Below are 23,746 nucleotides of genomic sequence, written 5' to 3' on the forward strand. Positions count from 1 at the left end.
TCTAGAAGTTTTCTTGTTTCTGTATTTAATTCTCTAATAAATCGCATAAACTTTCTGATTTTAAACTACAGTTTATAGTTTATATTATTTTGTTTGATCTGTGTAATTAATTTTGTGTGTCTACTTATGGTATTGTGGTTGCTAGTAGTCGAGGATTTAGAGTTGCTCATTTCTTTACTGGAGAAACCGTAAAGGCACAAAATAGTCTCGTTGAAAAAGGGTTTGGATATATTCATGAAGTTCGTTATTCATTAGAATGGCTGGTTCAAGAACATTTACCCAAATCTATTCCTTATAGTGATGTTGAAGAGAGAATAAAAGCCTCCAGAAAAATCAATCGAAGAGTTTGGAATAAACTTAGTTATAATTGTGAACATTGGGCCAGAGAAATGTTTACAGGTCAACCTGAATGTACACAACTTAAACAATGGAAAGAAGAAATAAGAAATAAGAAAAATAAACAGTAGGGTGTTCATTTTCCTCATAATTATAGTTTAGAGTCTTGTAAGGTGGGCAATGCCCACCCTAGGATAAGTTTAAGGGGAAACTACCTCAACCTCTACCGTAGAAACATCTTCATCTTGCTTCTTATCAAACAATAAATTATTCTCTTTACAATCTATTAAAATGGTATCTCCAGCAGCAAAAGTCATCTCTAATATTTTGGTAGCGATAGGATTTTCTAATTTCCGTTGAATGGCCCGTTTTAAAGGTCTGGCCCCATATACGGGATCATAACCAGAATTGACGATATAATCAAGGGCAGCATCAGTTAATTCTAAACTAATACTTTGTTCCTCTAATAACCGTTCAATACGCTTAATTTGCAACGTAACAATGCGTCTTAACTGATCTTTCTTGAGGGTATGGAAGATAATTAAATCATCAATACGGTTCAAAAATTCAGGACGGAAATGTTTACGCAATGCTTGTAAAACTTTCTTTTGCATTTCCTCATAATTATCGTCATCCCCTGCTAAATTTAAGATATATTCACTACCAATATTACTGGTCATGACAATAATAGAATTACGAAAATCTACAACCCGACCTTGAGAGTCCGTAATACGCCCATCGTCAAGCACTTGTAATAAAATGTTAAAAACATCAATATGGGCCTTTTCTACCTCATCCAAGAGGATAACAGAATAGGGACGACGACGCACCGCTTCTGATAATTGTCCCCCTTGATCGTAACCCACATAACCAGGAGGGGCCCCAATTAACCGCGAAACGGCATGTTTTTCCATGTATTCTGACATATCTATGCGAATCATGGCATCTGGTGAGTCAAAGAGGAATGAAGCTAAGGCCCGCGCTAATTCTGTTTTTCCCACTCCTGTCGGCCCCATGAACAAAAAGGAACCAATGGGACGAGAGGGGTCTTTCATACCGGCCCTAGCGCGACGTATCGCAGCAGCAACCGCAGCAACCGCTTCTTCTTGACCAATAACTTGTTGATGTAAATGACCTTCTAATTCGAGGAGTTTTTGCCGTTCTGACCCTAATAATCGATTAATAGGAATACCAGACCATCCTGCTACAATTTCCGCAATATCTGACTCGGTTACTTGTTCTCTAAGGAGGGTTTGTCCTTGAGATTGAATATCAATTAATTTGCTTTCTTTTGCTTCTAATTCCCTCTGTAATACTTCTAATTTACCATACTTTAATTGGGCCGCTTTATTAAGATCATAGGCCCGTTCTGCTTGTTCAATTTGTACCCTTAAATGTTCTTCTTCTTCTTTGAGGGAATTAATATCTTCTAGCATTTGCTTTTCAGCTTGCCATTGTGATCCTAAACTTTCATGAATAGCTTCTAATTCTTTGATTTCTTGGGCAATTTTTTCTAACCTTTCTTTAGAAGATTTATCTATCATTAAACCTTGTCTTTTTTCTTCCCCTTCTAAGGAAAGTTTTTCCATTTGTAGCTGCATCAAACGACGATCTACATCTTCTAATTCCACAGGTTTAGAAGTAATTTCCATCTTTAATTTGGCCGCAGCTTCATCAACAAGATCGATCGCCTTATCCGGTAAAAATCGATCAGTAATATAACGATCAGAAAGGTTAGCAGCAGCAACTAAAGCGGAGTCCGTAATTTTCACCCCATGATGGACTTCATAACGTTCTTTCAGTCCCCTTAAAATAGAGATGGTATCTTCCACAGTAGGTTGCTTAACATATACCTGCTGAAAACGCCGTTCTAGGGCAGGATCTTTCTCAATATGCTTGCGATACTCATCCAGGGTCGTTGCACCGATACAGCGCAATTCTCCCCGTGCTAACATAGGTTTTAAGAGGTTCCCCGCATCCATAGAACCCCCTTCCCGTGAACCGGCCCCAACAACGGTATGGACTTCATCGATAAAGAGGATGATATGACCTTCCGAGTTGGTCACTTCCCGCATGACGGTTCGTAGACGTTCTTCAAATTCTCCCCGATATTTGGCCCCTGCGATCAAACTTCCCATGTCTAAGGAGATTAATTGCCGATTTTTCAGTGATTCTGGGACATCAGCATTTATAATACGTTGGGCCAACCCTTCGGCGATCGCAGTTTTACCGACCCCTGGTTCTCCAATTAATACAGGATTATTCTTAGAACGACGGGATAAAACCTGAATAACGCGACGTATCTCCTCATCACGCCCAATTACAGGATCTAGCTTACCTTGTTTTGCTGCTTCGGTGAGATCTCGGCCATACTTTTCTAAGGCTTCATAACGGTCTTCTTGATCGGGTTCCGTCACTTTTTGGGTTCCGCGAACCGCTTTAATTTCCTGTTCCAAGTCTTGGGGATCAAGGTTAAAGGTTCGTAAACAACGCCGTCCAAGGCGATCATCTTCAGCAAACCCGATCCAAAGATGTTCCACAGAGATATATTTATCGCCCCAACTTTCACGGGAAGCTTCAGCCCGATCCAGCATAACATCTAAACTACGGCCCAAATATAACTGATCAATACTAACAAATTTAGCTTGTCGATTGGTAAAGGCTTCTATTTGCTGTTGCAACCGAGGGATATCAATATTTGCCTTTTCTAAAATCCGCAAAGTTAAGCCTTTTTCTTGTTCAAGAAGGGCCAGCATGACGTGTTCTGCTTCTAGGGTTTGATTTTTGAAGCGACGGGCCACATCTTGAGATTTTACGATAGCATCCCAGGCTTGTTCGGTAAATTTATTAGAATCGGTTGGTTGCATTAGTGGCTAAATAAATCCCTCAATGTAATAGCAATTCCCAAGAATAGTATATCAATGTTACCAGTCACCAGTAAGCAGTAGGTTTTTTCCTTGAAATTGGGAATCCTAAGTATAAGGAACACCCTCATACTGCTGTTTATGACTAACTTCGACAAAAAAAGCCTCAGTGAACGGGATATCTGTCTGCTCGATTTAGCGGAAAATCACGCACCTTTATGCTAACGAATTGGAAAAATTTAGGCGTTCTAACAAAGGTTGTAAAGTGTCTTCATAGCGTCGCCAACGTTCAACGGATCTTTTGTAGATGGGTTGTCTGACTTGAGTAACACTAGCAGTACGCACAAGACGTTCTGTTTTATGGAAATTTAAACAAGCATCATCCCACTCTAAACCAATAAACTCTAAAAGTCGTCGGGTTTGTCCCACTTGATCAGCCACAGTTTCCTCGTAGTCAATTTCTAACATGGGAATAGGCAGATTTTGCCGCCAATGCTCCATAATACGCCCATATTCATTAATCCTTTCAGCAATATGGGTCAAATCAAATGCCCAACGCAAAACCTTAAACTGAGTTATCCAACAAGATACCGCCACATCACGCACATCACGACGACAATGGATAATCTTAGCATTGGGGAAAATTGTTACCAACCAACCAAGAAGGCTATAGTTATCGGGCATTTTATCGACAATACGCTGATATTGAGAGCTATTAAGGCCCGCTTTTTCTGCTAAAGCTTGTAACTGGGCTAAATGCCAATCCGCTAAAGGATGAATTTCGGCGGTAGAAAGTTGAGAAAGACAGTCCCAAATGGAGGGAATGGTATTAGTTGCCATCATTGCAGGTAAATGATGAAAGAAAGCCTTGAGTTGCAAAGTTGCGTTCTCCTACACCAAAGACAAGGGGATGACTGGCTAAAATTTGCTCGGTTAAGGTTGTGCCACTGCGAGGCATTCCGACGACGAAAACAGGAACTTGAGAAGAATTGCCCATTTCTTGAGTGCGTTGGAAGAAATCCCGATTAAAATGGGCGATCATTTGATCAATATAATTGTGGTATTCTTGGGGGTCATAGTCCCAACCCCGTGCTTGTTTATGGATAGTGTGTAGTTTATTCGCATTAATCGTATGATGTGCTGCTAAATCATAATTTTTACAGCCATCGTAGTAATGAGCAAGACCAAAATGCAGAGAAGCTTTAGCCCCGTCTTTTACCCATTTTGTTGTTAACAAATGCTCCATTTTTTGCCCGTCTTCTTCGGATAATTTGCCTCGTAAATTTTGGGCAAGATTGACTAAGGCAGGAATACAATTAGGATTGATCTCAAGTGCTTCTCGGTTGACTTCATTGGCTGATTCCACGTCTCCAGCAGAAGCTAAAATATTACCTAATTGGGCAAGAATGCTGGTATCTTCGGGTTTAAGGGTGACTGCTTGCTGTGCAGATTCAATGGCTTCTTCTGCGTTGCCATCTTCCCAAAATGCTTGACTTAAACCTAGATGAGCTTGGCAATGATCAGGATGTTGTTGGAGAAGGTCTTGATAGCGGATAATGGCAGTTGTAAAGTCGCCTAATTCCACTAAGGTACTCGCCAAGGCGCAAAGGGTGTCAATGTGTTTTGGTTCGAGGGCTAAAGCTTGTTCATACCACATTTTGGCTTGGGGAAAATCACTCACTTCTTGCCAAACTTGACCAATTAGGGTACAAAGTTGCGCTGATTCGGGATTAAGCTCATAAGCTTTGTCATAGGCTTCCATTGCTTCTTCTAGTTGCTCTAAGGTGCGCCAGAGAGTCCCTAAGTTAATCCAGTTAATACTATTACTCGGAGCTTTTTCTGTTGCTTTTTGGCAATAGTCTAAAGCCTTTTCCGGTTGGCCAATCTGTAGTAGAGTTACGCCATAATTCCCCATTGCATAGGGTAAATCAGGACTTAAGGTTAAGGCTTGTTCATAAGCTGCGATCGCTTGACGAATTTTCCCTAATTCTCGCAGTGCGTCGGCTTGGTAAGCGTAAAGTTGGGCATGGTTAGGAGCAATCGCTAAAGCTTGATTATAGGTGTCTAAGGCTTGATTATAGTCTTCTAGGGTAAAATAAGCACTTCCCAAGGTGATTAAAGCGTTGAGGTAGTCAGGGCGCAATTTTAAGGCTTTTTCACAGGCGGCGATCGCGTCTTTTGGGTTATGATTTTGTAGATAAGCTGCCCCTAAATTACAAAGATAAATGGGTTCTTTGCGATTGAGTTTTTTAGCCCTTATAAAGAGTTTAATGGCTTTTTCTGGTTCTCCCTGTTGCAATGCGACCAATGCTGCCAAATTAATCGCCCCATCATGGTTAGGGTTAATCTTTAAGAGTTGATCAGCGATCTGATTGGCTTCTATCAGATAACCTGTGCGTAAATAATTAAAACCGTTTTCTAAGAGAAGATTAGGGGGAGGGGTAAGCATGATAATAATTTTAATGACGGTTTGAATAAATCGAAACTCAAAAAAACGGCCCTCCGATATTTGTGGTGATTAGCAAAACTCATCTAAAAGAGGGCGAAAGCTTTTCGCCCCTACAATTAATCACTTTTCACATAATGTAGGGGTTAACGGCGTTAACCCAAAAGGTAACAGTATGAACATTTTACACCTTAATAAAGGAAGAACCCTTTAATCCTTAAAGGGTCATCCGTAATCAGCCAATTCTCTCTTTCTAATCCTTTTCTCACTGCATTGTGAAAAATATCTTTAGTTCAAGAAAACTACTTTTGATCCCTGTTTTCTGCATTTTTACCCTTTCGTTTAGATAAACCGCCCAAAAGTAACAAACTTCCTAACCCTAACAGCGTGGAAGGTTCAGGGGTGCTTTGAGTTCCCACCGGCTCCCAGTTAACGATTTCACCTTGCTCAGTCGTAGAAAGTCCTGATAAAAGACTGGTACTCCCCAAAGTGCTAAGACTATCAAAAACCGCTTGTACTGATCCCATACCATAGCGCACAAAGGTTAAGATCGGATCGGTTTCTGCTCCCTGATCCGAGCTAATAAACCAGCGATCTGCCTGTTGGAACACAGCATCCCCACTACTGGTGGCTTCAATAATAGTATTGCTGTCAGAACCTAATTCACCACCATACAACACCTCAACCCCTTGACTGCTACCAGTGGTATTGAGTGGTATTGGTAAAGGTTGCCAGTATGCGTGCAGTAGGACTCGATCCATCAAAGAAATAGTCAAGACTGGTATTAATGCCACCAATATCAACAGGGGCGATCGTATTGAGGAAAGTTCCTGTTCCAGTGGTTGTCTGATCCACTTGGGCGTTGGGCTGGTTGAACAAAGTTCCATTGACACGAATCCCCGCAAAGCGATCAAAAGCATCTGTAAAACTGCCACCCCCAGTAATGAGGACAGCCTCACCAATTCCATAAGCAGGATCAATTGTCGTTGTGCCACCTGGAGCAACAACTAGGGAGGCCGAGGCGTTGTTAATTCCTTGGTAACTGGAGAAACTACTACCTCACACAGCATTGCCAGTAGTCACAGCAAGGGGTAAACCGACGGTTGCCGCTTTAGCGGGGAGTGCTGCCATTCCTAAAGCCATCCCTGCACCAGCAACGGCAGCGACTACTTTGGGGGCGAGTCTTAGTTTCTGAAAAGCTTGGTTTTTGAGCATGATAATCCTTAAGTTTTTATTTTGAAGCAAGAATAACGAATAAACAGTGTAATTCTACCCCCCCCCGTTGATTTTGTCAACATATTGACGATTTTCGGCATAATCACTTATGAGAAGTCAATAGAGGAGTTTGAAACGGAAAAAGCTTGTACGTTTAACAAAAATATTATGGGAGGTACAGCTTGTATTCGAGGGATGAGAATACCTGTTTCTTTGGTAGTTAATTTGATAGCTAATGGCATGAGTTTTGAGGAAATTATTACAGAATATTCTGATTTGGAAGGGGAGGATATTCGTCAATCTCTACAATATGCTGCATACCTTTTTTAATCACTTTGAGTTATTAGCAGATGCACCCAATGGAGTGCAGAAGTTAAGAGAGTTAATTTTACAGTTAGCGGTACAGGGTAAGTTAGTTCCCCAGGATGAAAATGATGAACCTGCTGCTATTTTATTAGAGACAATTAAGACCGAGAAAAACTCACAGAAACCGCCATTCATCAACTATTAACAGCCTAAAATATTCAAACCTTGTTGCCTAGGGGTAAACGGCCGTTTACCCCTAAACTTGCATTCCCCATCACCTCATGCCCCGATCCCCGTCTTTTCAAAAATAAGTTACAGTAAAGTTTAGTTAAGTTATCCCACTTATGGCATAATTTGCCGAATAGGGTTCATTGTCCGACCCCAAAGCCAGTTAAAGCCATAGTACCCTTAAGATAGCGTTTTCGGACGAGATCCCCAGGGACAAAAACGACATTACAGGTGTGAGGAAAGCTGTGTCAGTTAAAAAAAGCCATCCTAAAAATCTCTCCCCCAAAAAATCCCCTACCAAAAAGAAGCCCAAGGGTGTCAGTTGGATGTTACTGGGTTTAGGGTTAACAAGCGTTTCTTTCGCTTCAGCAGCGACGGGCGCATTTTTGGCCGTTTCTTTGTCAGCAACCCCCCTTAAACAAGGTTCCCTGACAGCAGAGGAAGCAAAAGTCTTTAGTCAAGATGATGCGATCGCCTATAAAAGTTTACGTCTTCCTGAATTAAATCGCCCCGTTAATGTATTAGTATTGGGGACAAAAGTTTTAACCTCAGATCTTGAAGAAAAAGTCACAGAAGATGTGGGTTATCATGCCTTAGTTAACTCCTTTAAAGGGTTATCTGATACCATGCTTCTCCTCAGATTTGATCCCCTTGACAAAAAGCTAACAGTATTATCAATTCCTAGGGATACTCAAGCTAAAATTAATGAAAAAATCAAAAAAATTAATGAAGCTAACTATGACGGTGGCCCTGCATTAACAGCAGAAGTGGTTAGCGAATTATTAGAAGGAGTTCCCATTGATCGTTATGTTAGAGTCAATGTGCAAGGAGTTGAGAAAGTAATTGATGCTTTGGGAGGGGTCAAAGTTTATGTTCCCAAAGATATGAAATATAAGGATGATAGTCAACATCTTTATATTGATCTGAAGCAAGGGGAACAACATTTAGGCGGGACAAAAGCAGTTGAATTTTTACGTTTTCGTTACGATCAATATGGGGATATTGGACGAGTACAACGGCAACAAATGTTTATGAGAGCTTTAGTTGAACAGGCATTGAAACCCCAAACATTATTAAAAATGCCGGAAATTTTTTCGATTATTAGTGCTTATATTGACACCAATTTAAGCGTCGAGGAATTAGTCGCTTTATCGGGTTTTGCCTCTCAAACAAAACGATCTAATATGCAAATGTTGATGCTTCCCGGCCAATTTAGTGGAGATGGTAGACACGAAATTAGTTATTGGTTGCCTAACCATAATCAAATTCAAAATATGGTAGCTACCTATTTTGATCAAGGCCAAGCTAATCTAGAGCTTGAAGAAACGGATGCTACTCGTTTAAGAATTGCCATTCAAAACAGCACAGAAGATCCAGAAGTAGCTCGTAATATGGTTCGTTATTTACGAGAGGCTGGTTATCGTCGGATATTTATTAGCGATCAATGGTCAGAACCTGTGCAAACTACCCGCATTTTAGCACAAAATGGTGATGATTTGGGTGCAGCAAATTTACGGGCCGATTTAGGTATGGGTGAAGTATTAGTAGAAAGTACCGGAAATTTAGCTTCTGATATTACTATTGTTTTAGGGAAAGACTGGCAGCAAAAATATCCTAGTTCTTCAGTTCCCTTTAAGGAAACTTCGACAAAGACTCGCTATCAATGAGGAAAATTAGGAAAAAATAACTTAACGGCCCCTGTCCCAATAGCTAAAACAAAGCCCACAACAACCGAACGATTAATAAATTCTTGAGTGTCTAAGCGTTTGCCAATTCCCTCTACTTTAGCATCTAATGTTTTGACATCCCCTGTTAAAGAAATTACGTCTTTTTGGAGGTGATCAACTTTCTCATCAAGTATTTCAAATTTTGCATCAAACTTCTCATCAAGCTTATCTAGTTTAGTTTCAAATTTGTTTTCAAGCTGCTCAAATTTAGTTTCAAATTTGTCATCAAGCTGCTCAAATTTTGCCTCAACTTTGTTTTCAAGCTGCTCAAATTTATCCTCAAATTTGTCATCAAGCTTATCTAATTTACTGTTAATTTGCCCTAAAATTTCTTCTAGAGAGTAAGTGACGGTTATCGGAGTTTGACTCATGATATGACATTCCTATTTAGGTATAAAATTTGTCTGATTTTAGGAACAAGCCTGATTATAAACTTTTTCATTAGCCTTGACTGATGTAAAAAAGTCTACAATTGGACGGGGATAATTAACCCCAATAATTACATTATAGCGTTTTTGTTCTTCTGGGGATAGTTGCCAAGGTTCATGAATTTTATCTCCTGGAATGGCTTTTAATTCTGGCAACCAATGTTTTAAATAGTCACCTTTAGGATCATAATCTTTTGATTGTTTGGTAATATTAAAATAGCGAAATCCTCTGGCATCATTACCTACTCCTGCCGTATAATTCCAGTTACCATAATTACTACAAACATCATAATCAATTAATAATGACTCAAACCATTCTGCCCCCATTATCCAATTAATTCCTAAGTTTTTAGTCAAGAAACTAGCAACATTTTGTCTACCTCTGTTTGACATAAATCCTGTGGCGGATAATTCTCTCATATTGGCATCAACTAAAGGATAACCTGTCTTTCCTTCTTGCCATAATCTGAATCTTTCTGAGTCTTCTTTCCAAGGTATTTCTAATCCTTGTAACCCTGATGGATAAAATATTTTATTACCATGTTTGGCACAAATAAACCGGAAATAATCACGCCAAAGTAATTCAAAAATGAGCCAATAAGTTGAATTATTTTTAACTCTTTCTTCTTCATATTTTTGTACTTCTTCGTAAATATAACGAGGGGACAGACAACCCTTTGCTAACCAAGGAGATAATTTAGAAGAATAGTCTGTCCCTAACATTCCATTTCTGGTTTCTTTGTAATTTTTAAGACAATTATTATCCCAAAAATAGTTATTTACCCGTTTAATACCTTCAGTTTCTCCTCCTTTAAAATTCAAGACACTTCTGGTATCAAAAATAGAATTTTGTAAGCCTAATTCTTCAATACTTGGAATTTTACCTAAATCTATTTCAGGTAATTTTGGTAATGTTTTAGGTGTGGGAAAGGTAGGATTTATAGTAGAATTTTTTTCTACTTTTTTACGAAAATTGGTAAAGAGTTCAGGAATTTGATCAACTTTAAATGGTAAATTATCCCAATGATATAAGGTTGAACCCCAAAACCCTTGAAACTTAACCCCAAGACTTGATAAGTTTTGCTGCAAAGCTTTTTCTATGTTGATTTCTTCTGCGGTAACTTCTTGATGAAAATAAACAGTATCAATAGATAATTCTTTCACTAATTGCGGGATTATGTTTTCAGGATATCCTTTTCTAATAATTAAATCACTACCAGCTTTTTGTAGAGATTTTTTTAAATTGTCAAGACTTTCCAATAAAAATTTACCTCGAAAATTGCCTGTTTTTGGAAAGCCACAAGAAGTCGTTTGAAATTGTCTAGTATCAAAACAATAAAAAGGAATAATTAGGGCTTTTTCTTGAATTGCTTGACCTAAGGCTTCATGATCGTGAATTCGTAAATCATTACGATACCAAATTAAAATAGTTTTGTTAGACATAATAAAAGTTATAAGGTATTTTTTGCAATTTAGGATAACATTTGACAGTGTATAAAATCCATTATATAATATTATATCTAGTAATATTTGAAATATTTTTAAAAATAGCCATGAATTATCAAGTAGAATCTAGTAAAAGTGAGCATATTTATGATGTTGTAATTGTTGGTGCTGGCCCGGTAGGTTTGGGGATAGCTTTAGGACTAAAAAAACGAGGTGTTGATAATATTTTAGTTATTGATCAAACCCGTGAATTTCGCCAAGTCGGACAAGTTATTGATCTGCTACCTAATGGGTTAAAAGCTATTAAATATCTCGATCCTATTGCTTATGATAGAGTTAAAGAAGCGAGGTTTGATATCTCAGGATCTAAGCAAGAAAATCAGAAAGATAATTCAAGATTTTGGCATAATAGAAATCTACAAGGAGAGATTATACGTTCCATTCCTTTAAGGTTTGAAGACTGGTTTAAGCAATACGGTGAAGGTCGAATTTCTATTCGTTGGTATGATTTACAAACAACCCTCAGAAAAATGTTACCAACAGAATCAGTTAAAGCTAATCATCGTTGTATTAGTATAGAGGAAAATGCTGATTTTATAACCGTTAATTGTGCTTCAGACACAAGCATTGAGAATAATCCCTTTGCTAATTGGAACCTAGAAAAATCAGCAAAAAAAAGCAATAATTCAGGGGATACTCAAGTAGAGAAAATCACACAAAATCAAAAAATTAAAGCAAAAATTATTATTGGATCTGATGGAATTAATTCAACAATTCGCAACCAAATTTACGCCCATACAGAACTAGAAAAATGGTCAAAACCAGAATATTCTGGATGGACAGGAATTAGTTGTTTTTCTATTGACAATGTTCCTGATTCAATTATAAAAGAACTGGCAGAAAAATATCTCAAAGACAATAAAATTGTTAGTATTATTAGCGATACCAAGAAAAGTAAAAGCACAGAAAATATAGAAGCTAGAATTATCTTAATACGTCATCAATATAATTCTATGGGATTTTTATTTCATGGAACTCTAGATTTAAAATTAGTTCAAGAACAACCCAATGAATTTATTATTAAATATTTGGTTGAAATAGTAGAAAAATCAGATTATCCTGACAGTATTGCCCAGCTAATAAGATTAACTCCACTTGATAAAATTATTAATCGTCCCTATTATATTCATTCTGCAAATATTCCTGTTGAAAACCAAATTTTGTGGACGAAAGGACGTATTATATTAGTAGGAGATGCTGCCCACGGAATGCCACCTTTTGCTGCACAAGGAGCAAATCAAGGGTTTGAAGATGCTGCAATAGTTACTACTTTAATCAATAAAATTGTTAAAAATAATGATTTAGATAATCAAACAATAATCACCAAAGAATTTGCAAAATATGAAGAAATTCGCCGTCCTTTTATGGTTAAAATGCAAACAGCAACAATGAATAATCAAAAGTGGTCAAAACAGCAATGGGATGATTATCAAACAATGGTTTATAGTCGTGATTTTGAAAATTTTTGTAATAGCATTTCTTAAGATTTTTTAGACCAGGACAACCTCCCCCAAAAGCATGAAAATACTTTCATCTGTTATGGGGAGGTGACAAATTAAATTCTCTTGTTTGAATAGAAATAGCTCGAATCTCGCCTAGTCTGAGGAGTGCTATTATGCTTTATCGACCCCTAAAACTAACAATTATTGCCGCTACAGTTTTTGTTTGGATGAGACTGCTTTTAGGAACAGCAGCCGTCATCAACGACCCTAATCAAAGCTTTATAGATCATCAAACCATTGCCAGCCAAACAACTCAAATTAGGTAGTATATTCGGCGTTGATTTTAACATAATCGTAGCTTAAATCACAACCCCAAGCGATGCCAGTTCCCGAACCATTGCCAATACAAACTGATATCAATACGGTATCCTCTTTGAGGTAAGCACCGGCCGCCGCTTGTTTCATATAATTACTAGCAGCTTGACGATCAAAAGGTAGGGGTTGACCATTTTCCATCATAATAAAATCCCCCAATTTAATCTGGAGATCTTCTTGATGAAAGGTAACACCGGCCCGGCCCGCAGCACCCGCAATTCTTCCCCAGTTGGGATCACGACCAAAAATGGCTGATTTTACCAAAGATGACCCCGCGATAGTCTTAGCAATGCGTCGCGCGGCCTCATCATCAGGGGCCCCCGATACTTGCACTTCCACTAAACAGGTGGCCCCTTCTCCATCTCTGGCGATCGCCTTAGCCAAATATTGACAAACCTCTGTTAACATGGCTTGTAATTTTTGAGCATTTTTACTGCCCATTTCCGTAATAGCTGCGGTACGGGATTGACCATTAGCCAAAGCAATTAAACTATCATTGGTACTGGTATCCCCATCTACCGTAATTTGATTAAAACTTTGGTTAGCCGCTTGGGTTAACATTTGTTGCCACAACACGGTAGAAACCGCCGCATCACAGGTGACAAAGGATAACATAGTAGCCATATTAGGGTGAATCATCCCCGACCCCTTAGCAATGCCTCCAATGCGGACAGGACGGTCATCCATTATGGTTTCTAGGGCGATAGATTTGGGGACTAAATCTGTGGTTATAATCGCTTTAGCGGCCGCTGCGCCCCCATCTTCTGAGAGACGTTCTACTAACTGGGGAATACCGGCCTTTAACGCATCCATCTTGATCCGTTGCCCGATCACTCCTGTAGAGGCTAAAAGCACTGAGTCAGGGGATATATTGAGGGTTTGGGCCAAAAGTTCCGCACTTTCCACCGCATCCTTCCATCCTTGTTGCCCTGTGGCCGCATTTGCTTGACCGGCATTACAAAGGATCGCCCTCGCACTGGCTTTTTTTTGCAGACGTTGACGACAATAGTCCACACAAGCAGCCCTTACCTGAGAAGTGGTAAACACCCCTGCGGCGATCGCGTCTATTTCTGAAACAATCAAGGCTAAATCCGGCGATCCTGATGGTTTTAATCCGGCCGCCATTCCTGCTGCTTTAAACCCCTTGGGGGCTGTAATACCGCCTGTAATCTCTTGCCAGTCCGTCATACTTGTTACCTATGGGAGCAAATGCCATAATTGATTGTATCAAGGGTTGACCCTTCCATATCTTAAGTGCCTAAACAAAATTAATTGCACGGTGGGCATTTCCCACAATAACTTCTTATTACATTTTTTAGCAACAATCATAATAATAAATAACCCGACTAAAATCTAACTTTTTTAGGGCAGAAGGTTGAATAAAAAAGTTACCAACTCCTGCATCTCCCCACATAATATCAGCCTCGTCATCCGACCTCATTTGGAATAATAATTCATAGGGTTCTGTATCTTCATCCAAGTCCATTCTAGGATCATCTTGAGTAAAAAAGGGATAACCTCCTAATTTATGTTCTTCTCCATCATAAAATTCTAAATATTCATCTGCTAAGTCACAAAAATCTAAGCCTTCTCTTGACTCATCAGCAAACTCTTCAATTAAATTTTCCAAGCGATAATCACAGCCACTTATGGGTTCATGTTTTTGTTCAAATATCAAGGAAAAACTGCCGATAAAAGGCAAAAATGTTTCCAAATCGTCGATGTTTGGTAAAAAGCTAAAGTCTGTAATTAACTTACTTTCATCAAACTCAATTTTATCAAAATAAAGTACCCGAAAATGAGCTTGATTAGTCATATCTTCATCATCAAACCCATATAAATCATGATGACTATCAATATAAAATTGTAGGATTCCTTCTTTGGGAAATCCTTCTAAAAGTAAGGTATCAGAAAAATTTATTTGAGCTAATAAAACTAAGGGTTGTCCTTGAGGATTTTTAGGATAATCTAAGGTTTTGGGAAAATAGGGATATCCTCCAAATTTACTTTCCCATAGGGTTAAATCATGACTAAAAGAAGGTTTGATTTTTAGATAAGATTTAACCGTTGCTTCAAGCTCTTTTCTCAGGGGTTCTAGTTGGTTAGGGAGTTTCATGATTGCTTAAGGAATAGAAAATATCTTAATCTTTAAGGTGACTGTTATGTTTATTATTTTACATCATGACTTCTTTTAGGGAATTTTTAAGGTTTAATTAACTTCTCGGTTTTATCTAACAATAAACCTAATTAAAAGCTACAGTTGTTAAAGAAAAATTGATTCTCGACTCTCCTTTTCCTGTTTAATTATTACTTTGAGCCCACGGCTGAGGGTTGACTTATAGCGATGGGTAATGTAAACCAAAACTGACAACCCTTTCCTGGGGTACTATCAACCCCAATCTGGCCCCCATGAGCTTCAATAATCTGGCGACATTGGTAAGATCCTAACCCAATTCCTGTCCTGCGTCTATCATGTAAACTACGAAGATACAATTTAAACAATTGCTCACATTGTTGTTGTCCCATCCCAATGCCATTATCACTTAACCGACAGCAAATCATTCCTTGCTCAACCGTCGCTTCAATGGTTAACTGAATACCAGGAGGATTATGTTTCAAAGAATTGGCTAAAAGCTGATCGAATACTTGATGTAATTGTTCAGCATCGCCATAAATTTGGGGTAAATCATCAGAAATCATCGGCGTTAAAGTCGCTTTATTTTCTCCTAATAACGGCTCCCAATCTTGAGTCAGTTTATCAATAAAATCTTTTAAGGATAGGGGTTGACAATGTACCACTAATTGTCTTTGTTCTGAAAAATGATCTTCTGATAGGGCATTAATTAAAGCCAATTGGCGATCGCTACTATTAATCATCCGTTCCAAAATACAACGGGAGAGCATTAAACTCTCCCCAGGGCGATGTTGTAAATTTTTTAATAACATTAACAGTCCCATAATAGAAGTGCGTAAATCATGGGAAACCGCTTGTAAAAAAACGGCTTTCATCTCATGTAATTGCTGAACTTCTTGCATTTTCTCTTGTAATTGACTTGTGCGTTCTTCTACTTGTTTTTCTAAGTTACAATTGAGTTGTTGCACTTGTTGATAAAGTTGTGCTTGACTCATGGCAATCATCACTTGACCGGCCAATTGTTCTAACAATCTTACTTCTTGTTTCTGCCAATGACGTACTCCTGAACATTGATGGGCCACTAATAATCCTAGGGGTTTCCCTTCTAGATGTAAAGGCACTACCAAGGCCGCTTTAATCTGATAACGTTGGATATATTGTTCCACCCCTGATGATAAATTTAACTGAGTAATATCATCAGTAATAAAGGTTTGCGCCTGAGTAAATAAAGAAGGTAAATCTGTTAATAAATCATCCCTAGCACTGCCCCCCAATAAACTAGGGTAATCAGAAAATACTGATTCCGCCACCACTTCAATGCGTCCCCCATCTTGCCAAGAAGCGATAAACACCCGATCAGCGTGCATTAATTGACGGATTTCTTCGACTGTTGTTTGAAAAATCTGGTCTAAATCCAAAGATTGACGAATTCGCAAAGCCACTTCAGCTAAAAGGCGATCGCGTTCTAAAGTCACTCTTAACTGTTTTTCAACCAGTTGCCGTTCTGCTACTGCCGCTGATAATAGTAAGGCCGTTGCACTGACAATAATAATAAACATTTGTAATAATAGCGTCGCCTGGGGCAAATTAGCCGTTTGCATCACAAAAGGGCCAACCCCTTGACTGGTTCCAGCGATCGCCAACAATGAGACAAAAAGACTGCCTAAAACCGCCCCCCAAGTTTGGAAACGAATAGCAGCCCAAACCACGATAGGGAAGGGTAAATATTCCAAGTATTGAGCATTACTTAAGCCTCCATCTAAGAGATTAGCCGCTTTCCCGTGGTAGTCAAACACCAGCCAACCTAACCCCAGTAAGAGACTACTACAAATGGCTACTTCTATAATGCGCTCTCGGTTGTGTTGACGGAATAAAGCCCCATGGGCCAGTTGTAGACGCAAGAGAAAAGGGGTGATGACCAAAATTCCGCTACAATCTCCGAGCCATAACATCCACCATTGTTGGCCAAGATTTTCCCAAGTCAAATACCCCATCAACAACCGAGAGACTGCATCAAGAGTTCCGTTGAACAAAGAGGCTCCCACTCCTGCCAATAAGATTAAAGCAGTTACATCTTGAATTCTAGTGAGGCGGGGAGAAAACTTAAACCAGCGCAGTAACTTCAGCCCCATTAAGCCAGCAAGGGTACTCCCTGCGGCCGAACTGAGGGCTAGTCCGAAACTGGCTCCCAGACTTAACATTAAAAGGGCATCGCCGAGAAAAATACCAAGCCAAATCTCCTCTCCATAGATTAATAGGGCGGTTAAGGCAATTCCGGCCGGAAGCCATAACGGAGACACTTCTGCTCCGAGTCCCATTCCCCACTGAGCTAAACCCCCCCCACACCAGTAAGCGAGGGTAACAAGAGCGAGGTTGACCCACTTGGACGAAAATTGATGACGGTCTAAGGTCATAAGATTAAACATCTCACTCTAACTAAAGAGTGCCTAACTTGAGAATTGTTTTACCTCCCCTAGATGGGTGAATTTAAGCATAACTCAGAGATTCTCTGAAGATCTGCCCTCAAAAATTACTGATTTTTTTTAGTTTTTGGGACAGGATTACAGGAACAGGCTAAAGTAATAACATCAATACTCATTCAGGAACAATGCGTATCTTAATTGTAGAAGACGATCCCTTGATGCAGTTAGGCTTAGAGCAAGCTCTGAGCGAATATCCTGACTTTGAAATCGTGGGACAAGCTGAAGACGGCTATACTGGGGTACAGAAGGCGTTGGAACTGAAACCAGATTTAGTGGTCATGGATATTGGTTTACCGCGCTTAGATGGCATTGCGGCCACGAAACAAATTAAGGAAAAGTTGCCGAATACTCATGTGGTAATGTTAACCTCTCATACGTTACAAACGGAGGTAGTGGCAGCTTTATCTAGTGGGGCTGATGCTTATTGTATTAAGGGGGCCAGTTTAGAGCGGTTATTAGCGGCGATCGAAGCGGCCCAAGATGGGGCCACTTATCTTGATCCACAAATTGCTAGATTAGTATTAGATAATCTTAAACCGCCTACCCCAGAAGTTAATCAAAATATTAGTTTACTTTCTGAACGAGAGTTAGAGGTTTTAAAGTTAATTGTTGAAGGAAAAAGTAACAATGAAATTGCTGAACACTTATATCTTAGTACCAATACCATTAAAACCCATGTGAGAGGTATTATGAATAAATTGGCGGTTGATGATCGAGTACAAGCTGCGGTTATTGCTTTGCGTTCTGGACTGGTATAGTCACCCTTCAATTAACTTAACAGCTAAATTCGCCCATAACCATCATTGAAATAGATTAAAATATGTATAATATTAAGGAATTTTTGGTAAAATAATGATGTTTGAAGACTTTTCTTTTCCCAAAAAAGGACAAGCCGAAGCGTTTTGGCTATCACAGAAGATTTTAGGTGAAGTGAATTCAAGGTTCAACTACTACTTCAGTGAATTGATTTACAGAGTTAAATTTTCAGATTCTTTGAGTCCTAAAAAACATATTTTAAGAAATCTTAATGGGGACATATTAATTAAGATCATTATATTTTTAATTAAGATAAAAACCCCAAAAAATATTACAGATAAATTTGATTTTGTCATCAACCCATCATTTTGTACTTTTGCTCGTAAGCCAGAACAAGAATTACTCTGTAATCTTCTAGAACTACTCCTTCAGGAAGATTTTAAAATATGTGTAATTTTTAGAGATGAGATAATACCCAGAACTATTAAAAAAAAGCTTATCAATACAAACATCCAAAACCTTTCATTTATTAATCCCGAAGATGACATTGAATCTCACAATAAGAAAATATTAAAATTTATCTCTAAAATAATAGCAAAGCTAGATTATAATTATATTGCTAATTTACTTGCTCAACATAAGATACATCTACAACTTTCTTCTGATTTACTGCAAACTAAAATTTATACCATGTTGGCTTGGTTTTGGGTTGCTAGAAAAATTGAATTTGATATAGCAATTTTGCGAGTTGAGTGGGAAACTTATTCATTCCCAATTAAAGAAACAGCAAGATGGAGAGGTAAAAGAACTATAGCTTTCCAACATGGAGTTATTAGTCACACATTAGATGTTCCTGTTACTGTCAGCCGATTTCTTACATTTGGTGAACAGTCAGCTAAGTTTTTACAAGTATTGAATCAAGAGTTTTCTAGTATAACTGGACAGACCAATATTTGTAATGACTTCAGAGTTTGTGGAGCAATTATTGATGACATTAAAATTCAGACGAATAATTTTGAAAAACGGACTATTTTAATTCTTGATCAATCTGTGGATAGAGCAGTTAAGTTTAACGGACTAAATTCTCAAATCAAAGCTCTTGAAATTCTACTTGAGAAGTTACTTATTCAGGCAGATATAGATAAAGTAATTATTAGACCTCATCCAGAAGCTAAAATTTCTGATTTTTGGATTTGTTGTAAAAATAACTATCCAGAAAAATTGGAACTTTCACATTCTCAATTTAAACTTGAGATGGATATTAATCGGAGTTCTGTAGCGATTGGTTTATTTAGCGGAGCTTTGGCCATTGCTGCTGCTAGTGGTTTGCCTAGTTATTGGCTTAGAACTCCCGATTGTTACCATACCCCTGATTTAAGTTGCTTTGACGAGTTTGCTCTTTCCGAAAATCAAATTTTAGAAGATATTAAACAAATAATGTCCTCAGAAATGCTATATTTGAAAAGGCAAGAAAGTACATTAAAAGTAAGTAAAGTATACTATAATGAAAACAAAAAAATAAGTTTAAATAGAAATTTTTTGAATCTTTTTTTAGAAAATTAAATTCTGAATTTTCTGAGAAACATCTTCAAAAGCAAAAGTTACAATCTTAGTCAACTATTACTGAGTAATACCAAAATCACAATGATTACTGTCTTAACCCTTTGTTCAGCCAATTATTTAGCACAAGCGAAAACTCTAGGGGATTCACTATTGTTTCATAATCCTAGCTATAAGTTTGTGATTGGATTAGTGGATAGAATTGATGATAAGCTAGATTCTTATTATTGGGAACCTTATGAGCTAATCGAGTTAGAGCAGATAGGAATTCCCGAACTTGATAAGATGAGCGATAGGTATAATATTGTAGAACTTAATACAGCGGTCAAACCATTCTACATGGAATATCTTTATCAGCGTGATCCTAATATTGAATCGGTGATTTATTTAGATCCTGATATTTTTATTTACAATGATTTCAAAGATTTAGAAAATAAATTAAAGTCATACAATATCATCATAACACCCCATAGCTTTACGATGGATAATGCTGATATCAATATTTACTATGAGAAAATAATGCTCAGAACAGGGTTATATAACTTGGGATTTATAGCAACAGCAAGAAGCGAAGAAACATTTAGATTGTTAAACTGGTGGAAAAAAAGACTTGAAAAATATTGCTTTTATCAACCTGGTTCTGGATTATTTGTTGATCAAATTTGGGGAAACTTTATTCCTTTATATTTTGAGAAAGTTTACATTGAAAAGAACCCTGGTTATAATGTATGCTACTGGAATTTCTTTGAAAGAAGTCTTAGTTATTCAGACGATCAATATTGGGTTAATAGTGAAACAAAATTAACCTTTTTTCACTTTAGTGGATATAATCCATTAAAATCGGATAAAGTAGCAAGTAGAGGTTACTTAATACCAGAAAATTTTCAAGAAAAAGTTAAGCTTATCTATGAGAATTATAGACAAAAATTATTAGATAACAATTATGAAAACTTAATCAGACTAGAATGTTATTTCATCACAGAACAACAGAGGAGAAAGCTAGAGAAAACTAGACAGAAAGAAAATCAATTAAGTCAGGGAGAAAAATTTAATAAAAACCTCAAGGAAAACTTTAAACAACTTGTTTCTGGTCTTCCTAATCCCATGAAAAAAGTGTTAAAAAAAGTCAACACCCTAATTTTGGATAGTCTGTAATTGTCACTAAAACTTAATTATCATGAATGAAAAACCATTAATTTCTGTGATCCTTTGTAACTATAATTATGGTAAGTTTATTGGAGAAGCGATTGATAGTGTATTAGCTCAAACTTATCCAAACTTTGAGCTAGTTATCGTCGATGATGGTTCAACAGATGATTCTAAAAAAGTAATTAACTCCTATAAAGATCATCGTATTCAGACAGTTTTTAAAGAAAATGGTGGACAAGCTTCTGCATTTAATGAGGGGTTTACTTTAGCGAAAGGGGAGATTATTTCTTTCCTAGATAGTGATGATTGGTGGAAACCAGAAAAACTAGAAATAATTGTTAAATGGCACAATTTTCTAGAAGGACGTTATGCAATACTTCAACATGGACTTGAGATCTGGTCAGATGGAAAAACAAAGCCATATAAGTTAGTTTTGCCAACAGGAGACTGCTTTGAAGAAATGAAAAGAACCAAAAATATTGATTTCTTTGTTCCGACATCAGGACTTTCTTTTCCTAAAAGTATCCTTGAAAAAATTTTTCCTCTACCAACAGAATTTCGGATTTGTGCAGACGCTTATATAATGAGAACAGCCTTTGTATTTGGTCTAGTTTACTCAATTCCTGATTACTTAAGTTTCTACCGAAAACATAACAACACAACTTTCAAAAATAAAAAATTTGACCATCAAGAATTCTTTAAAACCATTCTTTTTCCCAAACTTTATGAATTCTATAAGAATCAAGAACTTGATTATCCCCCTAATTTATTTGAAAAACAATTTAAACATCAGAAAAAAACCAGAAAAGTTGACCAATTACTTCAGAGAATAAAACTAATGTTGCAAGTTTAAATTAGCCCTTATCCAAAAATCTAGAAAAAATAGAGATAAATATGTTTCAATTGTAAAGTAAGATCAAAACAATAGAGGTTATCATGCAATTTTCAGAGGAAACATTATTAGCGACCTATCCCTTTAAAAGTTCTAACCCTTTTTTAGTGGATGTAGGGGCGCATCAAGGGACTGTATCGACTCTTTTTGCCAAAAAAGGTTGGCAAGTGTTAGCCTTTGAACCAGAAGCCAAAAATAGGGCAGTATTTGAGCAAAAACTCAAAAGATTTGAACAAGTAACTTGTATTCCTAAAGCGGTTTCCAATATTGGGGGGGAGAAAGTTCCCTTCTATGTTAGTAATGAACACTACGGAATTCATTCTCTCAAACCTTGGCACGATACCCATCAATTAGCTTATGAAGTTGATACGGTAAGACTCGATGATGCTTTAGCAGAACAGCAAATTTCCTCGGTAACACTGCTTAAGATAGACATAGAAGGGGCTGATTTTTTTGCCCTAAAAGGGTTTGATTTTCAGAACTATTTTCCTGAACTGGTAATGACTGAGTTTATGGATGAGCGAACACAACCTAATTTTAGTTACACTCATCATGATGTCGCTTTGTATATGAAAGAACGGGGCTACACTACGTTTATTTCTGAATGGCAAGCTATCAAAGAATATGGTCGAGAAGGGGTAAAAACTGACCCCCATGTTTGGATTCAATGTCTTCCTTATCCGCTTGATCATCAACCAGCATGGGGTAATCTAATATTTGTCCCCGATGGTGAGCAAGAAAAATTTCAAGTCACTTTAGACACTTATTTAAAGGAACTACGCCAATTACAAAAAGCTCAGAAAATCACTCAACTGCGCCAAAATATCAAAAATATTCCTGGGGTTCAACGCTTATATAATTTCATCAAAGGTCGTTAACTGTCAAAATAGTAGAAACCGTGAGCATCCATTAAGGATTAAGAAAATGTCTAAAGTATCTATCGTCATTCGCTGTTACAATGAAGAACAACATATTGGTCGATTACTTAGCGGTTTGATACAGCAAACAACCCAAGATTTAGAGATTATTGTGGTTGACTCTGGTTCCACAGATAGCACTGTTTCAATTGCCTCTCGTTATCCCATCAAACTATTATCAATTAAGCCGGAAGATTTTTCTTTTGGACGGGCCCTTAATTTGGGGTGTCAAGCAGCAACAGGAGAATTTATTGTCATTGTCAGCGCGCACGTTTATCCTGAATATCAAGACTGGTTAGAAAAATTAATTGCCCCTTTTGATGATCCCGATATTGCCCTAACCTATGGAAAACAAAGAGGAAATGAAACCACAAAATATGCAGAACAACAAATTTTTATGACTTGGTTTCCTGATCATCAAACTATTGTTGATCAAACTCATGCTTTTTGTAATAATGCTAATGCTGCTATTCGGCGATCGCTTTGGAAACAAATTCCCTATGATGAAAGTTTAACAGGATTGGAAGATTTAGATTGGGCTAAAAAAGCGATTTCTTTAGGATATCGTATTACTTATGTCCCCGAAGCAGAAATTATTCATGTTCATGATGAAACCCCTAAACGGATTTATAATCGTTACCGTCGAGAAGCGATCGCTCTTAAAAATATCTATCCCCAAGAACATTTTTATTTTCGGGATTTCTTGCGTTTATTTATCACAAACTTAATTAGTGATTATTTTCATGCTTGGCATGATAGAGTATTGCTAGAAAATTTTTTTTCAATTCCCATCTTTCGGTTAATGCAATTTTGGGGAACTTATCAAGGGTTTACACAACAAGGAAATATTAATATTAAACTTAAGGAAACTTTTTATTATCCTCGTCGTTTATCTCGTCAAAATAAGTCATCCCAATTGGATAATAACCGTCCAACAATTGACTATTCTAATCAGTCAAAACCCCTAGAAAAAATTTAGTAA

At 37.6% G+C, this 23,746-nt stretch carries 24 protein-coding genes; 12 read left to right on the forward strand and 12 right to left on the reverse strand.

Annotated elements, in window-relative coordinates:
• Positions 1 to 116 precede the first annotated feature (116 nt).
• Positions 117 to 467 (forward strand): hypothetical protein, encoded by a 351-nt coding sequence (locus VB715_RS16070; RefSeq protein WP_323302231.1) that lies wholly within the window; start codon positions 117 to 119, stop codon positions 465 to 467.
• A 69-nt stretch (positions 468 to 536) separates the two neighbouring features.
• Here VB715_RS16070 and clpB read toward each other — a convergent pair whose 3' ends face one another.
• The 7 genes from clpB to VB715_RS16105 form a co-directional block, all read right to left on the reverse strand.
• Positions 537 to 3,203: an ATP-dependent chaperone ClpB gene (gene clpB, locus VB715_RS16075; protein WP_323302232.1), complete on the reverse strand. Its 2,667-nt coding sequence runs from the start codon at positions 3,201 to 3,203 to the stop codon at positions 537 to 539.
• A gap of 213 nt (positions 3,204 to 3,416) precedes the next feature.
• Positions 3,417 to 4,043: a sulfotransferase gene (locus VB715_RS16080; RefSeq protein WP_323302233.1), complete on the reverse strand. Its 627-nt coding sequence runs from the start codon at positions 4,041 to 4,043 to the stop codon at positions 3,417 to 3,419.
• Positions 4,030 to 5,649: a tetratricopeptide repeat protein gene (locus VB715_RS16085; protein WP_323302234.1), complete on the reverse strand. Its 1,620-nt coding sequence runs from the start codon at positions 5,647 to 5,649 to the stop codon at positions 4,030 to 4,032. The genes VB715_RS16080 and VB715_RS16085 overlap by 14 nt, the downstream gene beginning before the upstream one ends.
• A gap of 188 nt (positions 5,650 to 5,837) precedes the next feature.
• Positions 5,838 to 5,930, reverse strand: coding sequence for an element excision factor XisH family protein (locus VB715_RS16090; RefSeq protein WP_323302344.1), 93 nt, complete (start codon positions 5,928 to 5,930; stop codon positions 5,838 to 5,840).
• An 18-nt stretch (positions 5,931 to 5,948) separates the two neighbouring features.
• A complete protein-coding gene (locus VB715_RS16095) occupies positions 5,949 to 6,407 on the reverse strand; it encodes a PEP-CTERM sorting domain-containing protein (RefSeq protein ID WP_323302235.1) in 459 nt (152 codons plus the stop codon).
• Entirely contained in the window at positions 6,343 to 6,525 is a 183-nt protein-coding gene (locus VB715_RS16100) for a hypothetical protein (RefSeq protein WP_323302236.1), read from the reverse strand. The genes VB715_RS16095 and VB715_RS16100 overlap by 65 nt, the downstream gene beginning before the upstream one ends.
• Positions 6,526 to 6,705: 180 nt before the next feature.
• A complete protein-coding gene (locus VB715_RS16105) occupies positions 6,706 to 6,861 on the reverse strand; it encodes a hypothetical protein (protein ID WP_323302237.1) in 156 nt (51 codons plus the stop codon).
• Positions 6,862 to 7,029: 168 nt separating this feature from the next.
• On the opposite strand from VB715_RS16105, the gene VB715_RS16110 reads away from it, so the two are divergent.
• From VB715_RS16110 to VB715_RS16120, 3 genes are all read left to right on the forward strand, one after another.
• Positions 7,030 to 7,191, forward strand: a complete 162-nt coding sequence (locus tag VB715_RS16110; RefSeq protein WP_323302345.1) for a DUF433 domain-containing protein — start codon at positions 7,030 to 7,032, stop codon at positions 7,189 to 7,191.
• Positions 7,172 to 7,372 carry a hypothetical protein gene (locus VB715_RS16115; protein ID WP_323302238.1) on the forward strand — a complete coding sequence of 67 codons (201 nt, stop codon included), beginning with the start codon at positions 7,172 to 7,174 and terminating at the stop codon, positions 7,370 to 7,372. Before VB715_RS16110 ends, VB715_RS16115 begins: the two co-directional genes overlap by 20 nt.
• 268 nt (positions 7,373 to 7,640) lie before the next feature.
• Positions 7,641 to 9,062, forward strand: a complete 1,422-nt coding sequence (locus tag VB715_RS16120) for an LCP family protein (protein WP_323302239.1) — start codon at positions 7,641 to 7,643, stop codon at positions 9,060 to 9,062.
• On the opposite strand, the gene VB715_RS16125 is transcribed toward VB715_RS16120, so the two are convergent.
• Both VB715_RS16125 and VB715_RS16130 read right to left on the reverse strand, forming a co-directional pair.
• Complete coding sequence (locus VB715_RS16125) at positions 9,056 to 9,493, reverse strand: Bdr protein (RefSeq protein WP_323302240.1); 438 nt, start codon at positions 9,491 to 9,493, stop codon at positions 9,056 to 9,058. The genes VB715_RS16120 and VB715_RS16125 overlap by 7 nt on opposite strands.
• 39 nt (positions 9,494 to 9,532) lie before the next feature.
• On the reverse strand, positions 9,533 to 10,993 hold the full coding sequence (locus tag VB715_RS16130; protein WP_323302241.1) for a DASH family cryptochrome: 1,461 nt from the start codon (positions 10,991 to 10,993) through the stop codon (positions 9,533 to 9,535).
• 47 nt (positions 10,994 to 11,040) lie between these two features.
• Between VB715_RS16130 and VB715_RS16135 the strand changes: the two genes are divergently transcribed.
• On the forward strand, positions 11,041 to 12,540 hold the full coding sequence (locus VB715_RS16135; RefSeq protein WP_323302242.1) for an NAD(P)/FAD-dependent oxidoreductase: 1,500 nt from the start codon (positions 11,041 to 11,043) through the stop codon (positions 12,538 to 12,540).
• Positions 12,541 to 12,671: 131 nt separating this feature from the next.
• Entirely contained in the window at positions 12,672 to 12,824 is a 153-nt protein-coding gene (locus VB715_RS16140) for a hypothetical protein (RefSeq protein WP_323302243.1), read from the forward strand.
• On the opposite strand, the gene argJ is transcribed toward VB715_RS16140, so the two are convergent.
• The 3 genes from argJ to VB715_RS16155 form a co-directional block, all read right to left on the reverse strand.
• Positions 12,817 to 14,061, reverse strand: a complete 1,245-nt coding sequence (gene argJ, locus VB715_RS16145; protein WP_323302244.1) for a bifunctional ornithine acetyltransferase/N-acetylglutamate synthase — start codon at positions 14,059 to 14,061, stop codon at positions 12,817 to 12,819. The genes VB715_RS16140 and argJ overlap by 8 nt on opposite strands.
• 127 nt (positions 14,062 to 14,188) lie before the next feature.
• On the reverse strand, positions 14,189 to 14,989 hold the full coding sequence (locus VB715_RS16150; protein WP_323302245.1) for a YwqG family protein: 801 nt from the start codon (positions 14,987 to 14,989) through the stop codon (positions 14,189 to 14,191).
• A 191-nt stretch (positions 14,990 to 15,180) separates the two neighbouring features.
• A complete protein-coding gene (locus VB715_RS16155) occupies positions 15,181 to 17,421 on the reverse strand; it encodes an MASE1 domain-containing protein (RefSeq protein ID WP_323302246.1) in 2,241 nt (746 codons plus the stop codon).
• A 194-nt stretch (positions 17,422 to 17,615) separates the two neighbouring features.
• On the opposite strand from VB715_RS16155, the gene VB715_RS16160 reads away from it, so the two are divergent.
• From VB715_RS16160 to VB715_RS16185, 6 genes are all read left to right on the forward strand, one after another.
• Positions 17,616 to 18,248, forward strand: a complete 633-nt coding sequence (locus VB715_RS16160) for a response regulator transcription factor (protein ID WP_323302247.1) — start codon at positions 17,616 to 17,618, stop codon at positions 18,246 to 18,248.
• Between the two features lie 94 nt (positions 18,249 to 18,342).
• Positions 18,343 to 19,809: a hypothetical protein gene (locus VB715_RS16165; protein WP_323302248.1), complete on the forward strand. Its 1,467-nt coding sequence runs from the start codon at positions 18,343 to 18,345 to the stop codon at positions 19,807 to 19,809.
• 81 nt (positions 19,810 to 19,890) lie between these two features.
• Positions 19,891 to 20,961 (forward strand): hypothetical protein, encoded by a 1,071-nt coding sequence (locus VB715_RS16170; RefSeq protein WP_323302249.1) that lies wholly within the window; start codon positions 19,891 to 19,893, stop codon positions 20,959 to 20,961.
• A 22-nt stretch (positions 20,962 to 20,983) separates the two neighbouring features.
• Entirely contained in the window at positions 20,984 to 21,808 is an 825-nt protein-coding gene (locus VB715_RS16175; RefSeq protein WP_323302250.1) for a glycosyltransferase family 2 protein, read from the forward strand.
• An 83-nt stretch (positions 21,809 to 21,891) separates the two neighbouring features.
• Positions 21,892 to 22,725, forward strand: a complete 834-nt coding sequence (locus VB715_RS16180; protein ID WP_323302251.1) for an FkbM family methyltransferase — start codon at positions 21,892 to 21,894, stop codon at positions 22,723 to 22,725.
• Positions 22,726 to 22,771: 46 nt separating this feature from the next.
• Positions 22,772 to 23,743 carry a glycosyltransferase gene (locus VB715_RS16185; protein WP_323302252.1) on the forward strand — a complete coding sequence of 324 codons (972 nt, stop codon included), beginning with the start codon at positions 22,772 to 22,774 and terminating at the stop codon, positions 23,741 to 23,743.
• Positions 23,744 to 23,746: the final 3 nt, after the last annotated feature.

The sequence above is a fragment of the Crocosphaera sp. UHCC 0190 genome (assembly GCF_034932065.1).
Taxonomy (GTDB): domain Bacteria; phylum Cyanobacteriota; class Cyanobacteriia; order Cyanobacteriales; family Microcystaceae; genus UHCC-0190.

Bases quoted from the DNA above. Each gene is read 5' to 3' on its own strand.
- VB715_RS16180 (WP_323302251.1), top strand. From the start codon at position 21,892: ATGCAATTTTCAGAGGAAACATTATTAGCGACCTATCCCTTTAAAAGT.
- VB715_RS16125 (WP_323302240.1), bottom strand. From the start codon at position 9,493: ATGAGTCAAACTCCGATAACCGTCACTTACTCTCTAGAAGAAATTTTA.
- VB715_RS16080 (WP_323302233.1), bottom strand. From the start codon at position 4,043: ATGATGGCAACTAATACCATTCCCTCCATTTGGGACTGTCTTTCTCAA.
- VB715_RS16110 (WP_323302345.1), top strand. From the start codon at position 7,030: ATGGGAGGTACAGCTTGTATTCGAGGGATGAGAATACCTGTTTCTTTG.
- VB715_RS16155 (WP_323302246.1), bottom strand. From the start codon at position 17,421: ATGACCTTAGACCGTCATCAATTTTCGTCCAAGTGGGTCAACCTCGCT.
- VB715_RS16140 (WP_323302243.1), top strand. From the start codon at position 12,672: ATGCTTTATCGACCCCTAAAACTAACAATTATTGCCGCTACAGTTTTT.
- VB715_RS16115 (WP_323302238.1), top strand. From the start codon at position 7,172: ATGCTGCATACCTTTTTTAATCACTTTGAGTTATTAGCAGATGCACCC.
- VB715_RS16170 (WP_323302249.1), top strand. From the start codon at position 19,891: ATGATTACTGTCTTAACCCTTTGTTCAGCCAATTATTTAGCACAAGCG.
- argJ (WP_323302244.1), bottom strand. From the start codon at position 14,061: ATGACGGACTGGCAAGAGATTACAGGCGGTATTACAGCCCCCAAGGGG.
- VB715_RS16150 (WP_323302245.1), bottom strand. From the start codon at position 14,989: ATGAAACTCCCTAACCAACTAGAACCCCTGAGAAAAGAGCTTGAAGCA.
- VB715_RS16175 (WP_323302250.1), top strand. From the start codon at position 20,984: ATGAATGAAAAACCATTAATTTCTGTGATCCTTTGTAACTATAATTAT.
- clpB (WP_323302232.1), bottom strand. From the start codon at position 3,203: ATGCAACCAACCGATTCTAATAAATTTACCGAACAAGCCTGGGATGCT.
- VB715_RS16165 (WP_323302248.1), top strand. From the start codon at position 18,343: ATGATGTTTGAAGACTTTTCTTTTCCCAAAAAAGGACAAGCCGAAGCG.
- VB715_RS16185 (WP_323302252.1), top strand. From the start codon at position 22,772: ATGTCTAAAGTATCTATCGTCATTCGCTGTTACAATGAAGAACAACAT.
- VB715_RS16160 (WP_323302247.1), top strand. From the start codon at position 17,616: ATGCGTATCTTAATTGTAGAAGACGATCCCTTGATGCAGTTAGGCTTA.
- VB715_RS16130 (WP_323302241.1), bottom strand. From the start codon at position 10,993: ATGTCTAACAAAACTATTTTAATTTGGTATCGTAATGATTTACGAATT.
- VB715_RS16095 (WP_323302235.1), bottom strand. From the start codon at position 6,407: ATGGATCGAGTCCTACTGCACGCATACTGGCAACCTTTACCAATACCA.
- VB715_RS16105 (WP_323302237.1), bottom strand. From the start codon at position 6,861: ATGCTCAAAAACCAAGCTTTTCAGAAACTAAGACTCGCCCCCAAAGTA.
- VB715_RS16085 (WP_323302234.1), bottom strand. From the start codon at position 5,649: ATGCTTACCCCTCCCCCTAATCTTCTCTTAGAAAACGGTTTTAATTAT.